The sequence below is a fragment of the Rhodococcus sp. IEGM 1351 genome (assembly GCF_030056875.1).
Taxonomy (GTDB): Bacteria; Actinomycetota; Actinomycetes; order Mycobacteriales; family Mycobacteriaceae; genus Rhodococcus_F; species Rhodococcus_F opacus.
Genome location: NZ_JASHKU010000114.1, coordinates 1 through 349 on the forward strand (window position 1 = coordinate 1; position 349 = coordinate 349).

At 68.2% G+C, this 349-nt stretch carries 1 protein-coding gene; it reads left to right on the forward strand.

The genetic code is table 11. The features are described from left to right. Positions 1-349 (forward strand): AMP-binding protein (locus QM806_RS41015; protein ID WP_283295064.1); only part of this gene is annotated, 349 nt, incomplete at both ends.

The window sequence follows — 349 nt, forward strand, 5'->3', positions numbered from 1 at the left end:
GAGTACGCGAGTGACCTGTTCGACCGCGGGACGGTGGAGGGTATCGCGGCCCGGTTCGTGCGGTTGTCGGAGTTGATCGTGGCGGATCCCCGCGGGCGGATCGACGGGTACGAGATCCTCGAGCCCGACGAGCGTGAGCTGGTACTGCGGACCTGGAACGACACGAGCGTACCGATACCGGACTCGACGATTCCCGGCCTGTTCGAGGCCCAGGTCGCCGCGACTCCGGACGCGGTGGCGGTCACGTTCGGTGACGAGAACTGGACCTACCGGGAGCTGAGCAGTCGAGCGAACCGGCTGGCACACCGCCTGATCGGTGCGGGTGTCGGCCCGGAAGTGCTGGTGGCGG